Source organism: Hydrogenobacter sp. (assembly GCA_041287335.1).
Taxonomy (GTDB): domain Bacteria; phylum Aquificota; class Aquificia; order Aquificales; family Aquificaceae; genus Hydrogenobacter.
Genome location: JBEULM010000022.1, coordinates 51,543 through 59,733, shown reverse-complemented (window position 1 = coordinate 59,733; position 8,191 = coordinate 51,543). Strand labels below are relative to the sequence as shown.

The window sequence follows — 8,191 nt, the reverse complement described above, 5'->3', positions numbered from 1 at the left end:
TTGTTAATGTACCGTGTGGAATTTAAACTAGCTTTCTCCCGTATTCATCGGGACAACGAGGCTGTGTTGTTAATGTACCGTGTGGAATTTAAACCCGCAAGACCGCCACCCCTTGCGGTGGTGAGGGTAACGTTGTTAATGTACCGTGTGGAATTTAAACTCTTTAAGTTTTTCTGACATTATCCTGCCAGAAAGCAGGTAGTTGTTAATGTACCGTGTGGAATTTAAACAAGAAACTAACAGTGGCTTATACTGGCTTATAATTGCGTTGTTAATGTACCGTGTGGAATTTAAACGTTGTCACGAATGATGCAGCATCTCCAACCACATACACGGAGTTGTTAATGTACCGTGTGGAATTTAAACCAAAGTTTTTTCATACTCTATGAGGAGGTTAGGAAGAGTTGTTAATGTACCGTGTGGAATTTAAACATACTTTATCCCTCCCCTGAAAATTCCTGTTAGGTTGTTGTTAATGTACCGTGTGGAATTTAAACACTTTAAGTATTCTGAACCACCTTATACTATTGGGAGGGTTGTTAATGTACCGTGTGGAATTTAAACCTTATTTATGATTGTCTCATCTATTACTTCCCACTTTTGTTGTTAATGTACCGTGTGGAATTTAAACCTGTTTTCCGTAAGAGTAAAGAGCTTGGTATATATAGGTTGTTAATGTACCGTGTGGAATTTAAACTTACCTTTATTTTACCTCCCCCCTCCCCCTCAGGTTTGTTGTTAATGTACCGTGTGGAATTTAAACCGGCGGTTGTTAAACTTATTTTTTTTCACCATCCTCTCAAAGGAGTTGTTAATGTACCGTGTGGAATTTAAACTCGGGAAAGCTTCAGACACACTGTTGATTAAAACATTGTTGTTAATGTACCGTGTGGAATTTAAACTGCTGTTGTCTGGTGGCTTGGCTGGGCTTGCCTTTAAAGTTGTTAATGTACCGTGTGGAATTTAAACCTTGTGGATGTGATACTATTTCACAGGTTCTTAATAAGTTGTTAATGTACCGTGTGGAATTTAAACTTGTAAACGGTTGCATCTATGGAAGGGTTTATATCCGTTGTTAATGTACCGTGTGGAATTTAAACTATACTTTTACCGTATGGTATAGCAAAGGAGTTTTCTCTGTTGTTAATGTACCGTGTGGAATTTAAACACAGGCTCTATGCCATTGAGTATGATTTGCCGGTAAGGTTGTTAATGTACCGTGTGGAATTTGAATATAGGGTATAGTTCTTTTATATTTGTGTTATATTTGTGTTGTTGATGTGGCATGCCCAATTTAAGCTTTTTGAAGCCCTACTTTAAAAAACTTTCTTTTTATATCCAGCATTAAAGCACTTGCAACAAATATGGAAGACAGAGTACCAACAGCGTGGAATTTAAATCGACACAGCATTTGTTGCAAAGTCAGCCTTGACTGCGTTGTTAATGTACCGTGTGGAATTTAAATTGTTTTTTCCTGCGCTCGCTGTACTGCTTTTTGTGATGTTGTTAATGTACCGTGTGGAATTTAAATTAAAAGAGGTAGAACAGCTTTTGCTGATGCAAGAGGTTGTTAATGTACCGTGTGGAATTTGAACCTAATGTTATGACGGTGATGGAAAGGAATTATCGTGTGTTGGTACATCTGCAATAATATTTTTCTGCGATGAGAGAAAGGCCTGGAAGCTTCTTTGACCGTTTCAATTTTATTCCTTAATCAGGAGAGTTCTCTCTCCCTTATGCGTGGATCTATTAAAGCAAGTAGTATGTCAGCTACTAAATTACCTAAAAGAAGCATAATTGTTCCTATATAAAGACCCCCCATGACGAGAAAGAGATCTTGGGATAAAACCGCATCAAGCATTAAAAGTCCAAGTCCTGGCCAGCCTACTATAATCTCAATAAGCGCCGCACCGGAAAGAAGCCCAGCTATTTCATAACCTATCAATGTGGTAAAAGGATTCATCACGTTTTTAAAGATGTGTTTTATCATAACCCAGTGAGAGACGCCCTTTGCCCTTAAAAAAATTACTATAGGACTGTGAAGCACTTCAATGACACTACTCCTGACAAGCCTTACCATGCTGGCTGTTGATACAAAGGTTAAAGTGAAAACCGGTATAAGCATATGTTTTGAGAGGTCAATCACTTTCTCAAAAAGGTTCATGTGTTCAAAGCCTACACTGTGCATCCCACCTACAGGAAGAATTCCTGTTTTGGATGCTATCAAAAGGAGTATAAAAGCCAAGAAAAAGGAGGGAAAGGACATGAAGGTGTAAGCGTAAACTTTTATCAATCTGTCAATCCATGTATCTTCTTTAAAGCCTGCGAGAAAACCCAGAAGTATAGCAAATATCCACGAAAGCACGCCGGAGGTAAGCGTTAAAAGTAAAGTGTTACCTATTCTCTCCTTTATAAGCTCCGTCACAGGAGCATGATACTGAAAGGAGTAGCCCAGATCAAAAACAAGAGCGGACTTCAGCCACTTTATATACTGAACTATGGCAGGCTTGTCAAGACCGTACTGCTTTTTCAGAAGCTCTATGGTTTCCGGTGATATTTGAGGATTTAACCTGAGTTGATCTAAGTAATCACCCGGTGCCATTTTTATTATGATAAAGGATAGAAAAGTTACACCCAGCAAAGTGGGGACGGCCTGAATCAATCTTACAAAGATAAACCTAATCATCAGAAGTAATTGGCGACAAAGTGTCTAATTTGGGAGAAGTATCTGTTTATCTCATCACGGTGCTTTTCTTTCACATATCTAACTAACCGATAATCATCCCAAAGACCTATAAGCGGTATCCAGTCGGGAATGGCATCTTTATCCTCTATGAAGTAAAGCAAGGCTGATGTGAAATCTTTTCTCGTTTCCTCTTTGAGTTCAAAATTTGGGTCACTTACCATTCTGAAAAGGAGCTTAACATCAAGAATAAGATTTCTAACATACTCCATAGTTGGAGGTACAGAGGATATCTTCTCAAAAAAGAGTTTCCTGAGTTGTTTCATCTCCACATCCCTGTAGTATCTTTTAAGGGTTTTTTCCTTTTTCTCGTCCCACATACCACTTATTATACACGCCTTAAAATTATAATATGCATATAGAAAGGGATGTGTCCTTAGCTCAGTATACTACCATAAAAATAGGAGGTAGGGCAGGTTTTTTGTGTTTTCCCAACACATATAGCGAGTTAGTCCTTGCGGTGAAAATGGCTCAAGATAAAGGGCTTCCCATATTTATTCTTGGAAGAGGTTCTAACACAATATTTGGGAACTTCGAAGGGTTTGTAATAAGCACAAAAAACTTTAGGGATATAAAGATCTACCAGGAGGATAATAAGGTTCTTGTAGAAGCTGGGTGCGGTTTACCTCTTTCTGAACTTGTCAAAGTAGCTTTAGATCTAAATCTTGATGGTATATACAGACTTGTAGGCTTTCCTGCTACTGTAGGTGGCGCTGTAGCTATGAATGCAGGAGCTTTTGGATGTGAGATGTCCCATTATATAAAAAGTGTTCTGGTTATGGATTGGGAAGGGCGACTGCATAAGATCGATATAAAAGACGTTAGCTTTTCTTACAGAAGTTCTCCTTTTCCCGAGATGGGTGTAGTTTTGAAGGTAGAGTTTGAGTTTTTTAAAGCGAATTTTGATGTGAAGGCTGAGTATAACCTCATAAAGGAAAAGAGAAAGCTTACGCAACCTATAAACATGCCGACTTCAGGCTCTACGTTTAAAAATCCACCTAAAGCTTACGCAGGTGAACTTCTTGAAAAGGTAGGCATGAAAGGTTACAAGATAGGAGACGTAGCCTTTTCTCAGGTCCATGCCAATTTTCTGGTGAACCTTGGCAACGGTAAAGTTGGTGATGTGATTAAAATATTGCATGAAGCAAAAAGAAGGGTTTATGAAGAGTTCGGTATAGAACTTCAAGAGGAGGTAAAGGTAATTGAGAGTTGTAGTACTCATGGGAGGTAAATCCCAAGAGAGAGAGATATCATTGCGTTCAGGAGAAGCTGTTTTGAACGCTCTTAAGGAACTCGGATATGAAGCCATCGCGCTTGATATTGATGGAGAACTCTGTACAAAGCTCCTTGAATTAAGACCTGACAAAGTTTTCATAGCTCTTCATGGTACTTACGGAGAGGATGGAAGGATTCAAGGTTTTTTAGACATTCTGGGAATACCCTACGTAGGCTCAGGCGTATTAGGTAGCGCCGTAGCTATGGACAAAGACCTTACAAAAAAAATACTCACCTTTCATGGCATACCTGTACCCAGATGGGTGACTGTACGCAGTGGGGAAAGTATCAACTGGAACACTTTTCCCGCTGTAGTAAAACCTGCCGATCAAGGCTCTAGCGTTGGGCTTTTTCTTGTTAAGGAGAGACATGAACTTGAAAAGGCAGTTGATGAGGTGTTAAGTATTTCCGAAAAAGTCCTCATAGAAGAGTATATAAAGGGTAGAGATGTAACGGTGGGTATATTGAAAAATGAGGCGCTTCCTCCCATAGAGGTGCGTTCCAGAAAGGGACTTTACGACTATGAAAGTAAATATACAAAGGGTATGTCCGAGTATATCTTCATTGAGGAAGAAGAACTTGCCAAAAAACTTCAAGATTTAGCCCTTGCTGTACACAGATATTTGGAACTCAAAGACATATCGCGAATAGATTTCAGAGTATCGGAAGATGGTAAACCATACGTTTTAGAAGCTAACACCATACCTGGCATGACAGAACTTAGCCTCTTTCCTATGGCATGCAGGAAAAAAGGTATTGATTTTAAGGAGATGATACATATGTTATTATCTTAATGCGATGAAAAAAGAGGGGAAAAAGGCGGGGAGAAGGCACGCCGGAATAGGTTATGTCCTTGCATTCGTCTGGATATCCTCCATGGCATTAGGGGGTTTTTTTATGCCTGTTTTAATAGACACTCTACCCTACTTTAAGATAAAGGCTATACAAGTAGAAGGGAACGTAGCCATACCGACCTATGTGTTTTCTAAAGCTGTAGGTGAGCTTAAAAACAACTGGCTTTTCGTGAACGAAAAAAGACTCCTTACAGTGCTGAATGCTCTTACAGGTAATTCTGTAGAGGAAGTAAAGATAGATAGGTACTTTCAAACACAAGGAGTAATCTTAAAAATACGCGTAAAGGAAAGAAAACCCTTTTTAACAGTAATTGAGGACAAAAAAATACTCTTTTTTGATGATAAAGGGGTGCCTTTCCTGTCCCAATACTACGCACCTCAAAAGCCTTATATTTATGCTAATCAGAACCTTATAAAAAATTACTTTTCGGCATTAAAGAAGCTCGTTGATATATGTAAAACCTCGCAGGTAAACAGCATTTATCTGACGGATATGAACACACTCATATATACCACTAATGGCAGTAAAATACTCCTTCCTCCCTTACAGCAAATAGATGACGTAGCTTTAAAAAGATTTGAAAGTATCTATAATATAAGTATGGAGGCGAAAGAAATTGATCTGACAACGGAAGGTATGGCGATAATAAAAAGCGGGGAGTGAATATGAAAGTGTTAACTTCTCTTGATGTGGGAACGGGTAAGGTTACCGTACTTGTAGGTGAGATAGACAGTTACGGGGACATACAGATAATAGGCATAGGGGAGGTGCCTTCAAAAGGTATAGACAGAGGATACATAACGAGACTTGACCTTGCGGTTCACACTATACTCACAGCTCTCAAAGAAGCTCAGGAAATGTCTGGTATACATATAGATACCGTGGTTATGGGCATATCCGGCCCTAATGTAAAAAGCCAAAATGAAAAAGACACTGTAAGCGTAGCACCACAACCTACCGAGATAGATCAGACACATATAGAGAGGCTCATAGAGAGAGCGCTCACCAGAGCCAAAGAGGAAGGATACGAGGTCATAAGCGCTATTCCAAGAAGGTTTCTGCTGGATGATCAGGAAGGTGTTATAGATCCGGTTGGGCTTTTAGGTTCTAGGCTTTCTGCTGAGGTTCACGTGGTAAAGGTCGGTAGCGGTATGCTTAGAAATCTTGAAAAAGCTATAGCTTCAAGTGGACTAAAAATTACGGGCAGATTTTTATCTTCTATGGCATCATCGGAAGCTGTACTGACCGCAGAAGAGAAGGAGGAGGGTGTACTTCTCATGGATATAGGCGCAGGTCTCACCGACTTTGTGCTGTATACGGATGGTTCGCCTATTATAACAGGAAGCGTTCCCATGGGTGGTATAAACATAACTAAAGATATAGCACACTTTATGAAGATCACGAGCGAACAAGCTGAAAAGATAAAGATAGAGTATGGTTTTGCTATAGCTGACCTTGTTAACGAAACGGAGAGGATTAAAATAAAACCCAGAGGAGAAGATAAAGAGGCCATGGTAGGCAAAAAGCAGTTAGCCGAAGTTATACAGATAAGACTGGAAGAAATTATGGATAAGGTGATGGAGCTTATAAACTCGTATGGTGCAAATTTGGATTCTGCAAATGCGGGTGTGGTGGTTACAGGAGGGTGCGCAAAACTGGCAGGCATAAGGGAGTTTTTGGAAAGGTACTTTGACCTTCCCGTAAGGGTAGGTTACCCTACAGGCATCATAGGACTCAAAGAAAAGGTCCAAGATCCAGCTTATTCTACATCGGTAGGTCTTTTAAAACTCGCTTATCAGGAACAACTCTTAAACGCAAAGATCTTACACCATACGCAGGATAAGAATACGGACAAGGGAGGGATAGATCTCTTGTCTATATTGACAAGAATAAAAGCTTTTTTTAAAGATGTAATGTAGGAGGTAAAGTATGGAAAGTTTTAATCCTACGCGTATCAAGGTTTTTGGTATAGGTGGAGGAGGCTCCAACGCTGTAAATCGCATGTATAAAGATGGCATAGAGGGTGTTGATCTCTTTGCGCTAAATACAGACATACAGCATCTTACTTCTCTTTCGGTTCCCAACAAGATACAGATAGGGGAGAAAGTAACCAAAGGACTGGGGGCAGGAGCCAAACCGGAGATAGGAGAGCAAGCTGCCCTTGAAGATATAGATAAAGTAAAGGATGTTCTCAGAAACACAGACATGCTGTTTCTTGCGGTAGGTCTTGGAGGAGGTACGGGAACAGGAGCAGCTCCTATAATAGCCGAAACAGCGAAGGAGATGGGAATTTTGACTGTAGCTGTTGTTACAAAACCCTTCCTTTTTGAAGGTCCAAGAAGGATGCAGGTCGCTCTTGAAGGTCTGGAAAGGCTAAAAGAAGTGGTTGATACGTATATAGTGATAAATAACCAAAAGCTCGCTGAGATGGCAGACAGGAACTTCAGCATAAGGGACGCTTTTAAAATGGTAGACGATGTATTATCAAAGGCTGTAAGAGGTATAACCAGCATAGTGGTAACGCCAGCTCTTATAAATGTAGACTTTGCGGATGTTAGAACTGTCATGGAAAAGGGTGGATTAGCCCTCATAGGTATGGGAGAAGGGAAAGGGGATGGAAGGAGAGATTACGCTGTAGAGCAAGCCATATCAAGTCCTCTCCTTGAGGGTAACACTGTAGAAGGTGCAAGAAGGCTTCTCATAACACTCTGGGTGAGTGAAGATATACCTTTCAGGGATGTTGAAGAAGCCATAGGCAGAGTCAGAGAATCGGCTCACGATGATGCTCTTATCATATTCGGTGCGGTCTTAGAAGAGGGGAAAGAAAATTTTATGCGTGTCGCTGTAGTGGCTACGGATTTTGAAAATGTGCAGTCACAAACCCAGTTTAAAGTGATAAAGAAGCCCGAACCTAAGGATGTAAAGAAGGTAGTCCCAGAAGTCATCATAGAACCTGTACAGCCCGAAATAGAGGACATTCCAGCTTACTTAAGGAGGAAGAGAAAGCTGTGATAAAGATAGAAACCAAAGGCAACAGAGCATTATCCTTCGTGTTAGGATTGATTTATGGGTACAGAGGTGCAAACTTTGAACTCTCCATTAAAGATATAGGGAGCTTTTCCGAAGAAGCTCACAGAGAGGACAAGGTGTATTACATAAACAGGCTTTCCGGTGAAGTAAACGACAAGCCTTGCGATGGAGTAACGCACATTTGTGTTATAAAAGAGGATAATGTTAACAAAAAAGTGCTGTTATATATATACAAAAGTGTTGTGAAATTAACTTCTTGAAATAACATAATGAATACGCGTATCATTT

The 8,191-nt window shown here is 40.1% G+C and carries 8 protein-coding genes and 1 CRISPR repeat array; of the genes, 6 read left to right on the top strand and 2 right to left on the bottom strand.

Annotated features, from left to right (window positions below; genetic code table 11):
- Position 1: 1 nt before the first annotated feature.
- A CRISPR array of direct repeats spans positions 2-1,234; the repeat unit is 27 nt; unit sequence TGTTAATGTACCGTGTGGAATTTAAAC.
- A 480-nt stretch (positions 1,235-1,714) separates the two neighbouring features.
- Positions 1,715-2,686 carry an ABC transporter permease gene (locus ABWK04_03190; protein MEZ0360892.1) on the bottom strand — a complete coding sequence of 324 codons (972 nt, stop codon included), beginning with the start codon at positions 2,684-2,686 and terminating at the stop codon, positions 1,715-1,717.
- A complete protein-coding gene (locus ABWK04_03185) occupies positions 2,686-3,063 on the bottom strand; it encodes a YkvA family protein (GenBank protein MEZ0360891.1) in 378 nt (125 codons plus the stop codon). Before ABWK04_03185 ends, ABWK04_03190 begins: the two co-directional genes overlap by 1 nt.
- A gap of 32 nt (positions 3,064-3,095) precedes the next feature.
- On the opposite strand from ABWK04_03185, the gene murB reads away from it, so the two are divergent.
- From murB to ABWK04_03155, 6 genes are all read left to right on the top strand, one after another.
- Positions 3,096-3,974 carry a UDP-N-acetylmuramate dehydrogenase gene (gene murB / locus ABWK04_03180; protein MEZ0360890.1) on the top strand — a complete coding sequence of 293 codons (879 nt, stop codon included), beginning with the start codon at positions 3,096-3,098 and terminating at the stop codon, positions 3,972-3,974.
- Positions 3,946-4,812 (top strand): D-alanine--D-alanine ligase, encoded by an 867-nt coding sequence (locus tag ABWK04_03175; protein ID MEZ0360889.1) that lies wholly within the window; start codon positions 3,946-3,948, stop codon positions 4,810-4,812. Before murB ends, ABWK04_03175 begins: the two co-directional genes overlap by 29 nt.
- 103 nt (positions 4,813-4,915) lie before the next feature.
- Positions 4,916-5,536: a cell division protein FtsQ gene (locus ABWK04_03170; protein MEZ0360888.1), complete on the top strand. Its 621-nt coding sequence runs from the start codon at positions 4,916-4,918 to the stop codon at positions 5,534-5,536.
- A gap of 2 nt (positions 5,537-5,538) precedes the next feature.
- Entirely contained in the window at positions 5,539-6,792 is a 1,254-nt protein-coding gene (ftsA, locus tag ABWK04_03165; protein ID MEZ0360887.1) for a cell division protein FtsA, read from the top strand.
- A 10-nt stretch (positions 6,793-6,802) separates the two neighbouring features.
- Positions 6,803-7,885 carry a cell division protein FtsZ gene (gene ftsZ / locus ABWK04_03160; GenBank protein MEZ0360886.1) on the top strand — a complete coding sequence of 361 codons (1,083 nt, stop codon included), beginning with the start codon at positions 6,803-6,805 and terminating at the stop codon, positions 7,883-7,885.
- The gene (locus tag ABWK04_03155; GenBank protein MEZ0360885.1) at positions 7,882-8,163 is read left to right on the top strand and encodes a hypothetical protein; all 282 of its coding nucleotides are present in this window, start codon (positions 7,882-7,884) and stop codon (positions 8,161-8,163) included. Before ftsZ ends, ABWK04_03155 begins: the two co-directional genes overlap by 4 nt.
- Positions 8,164-8,191 lie beyond the last annotated feature (28 nt).

Bases quoted from the DNA above. Each gene is read 5' to 3' on its own strand.
- ftsZ (MEZ0360886.1), top strand. From the start codon at position 6,803: ATGGAAAGTTTTAATCCTACGCGTATCAAGGTTTTTGGTATAGGTGGA.
- ABWK04_03190 (MEZ0360892.1), bottom strand. From the start codon at position 2,686: ATGATTAGGTTTATCTTTGTAAGATTGATTCAGGCCGTCCCCACTTTG.
- ABWK04_03170 (MEZ0360888.1), top strand. From the start codon at position 4,916: ATGCCTGTTTTAATAGACACTCTACCCTACTTTAAGATAAAGGCTATA.
- ftsA (MEZ0360887.1), top strand. From the start codon at position 5,539: ATGAAAGTGTTAACTTCTCTTGATGTGGGAACGGGTAAGGTTACCGTA.
- ABWK04_03185 (MEZ0360891.1), bottom strand. From the start codon at position 3,063: ATGTGGGACGAGAAAAAGGAAAAAACCCTTAAAAGATACTACAGGGAT.
- murB (MEZ0360890.1), top strand. From the start codon at position 3,096: ATGCATATAGAAAGGGATGTGTCCTTAGCTCAGTATACTACCATAAAA.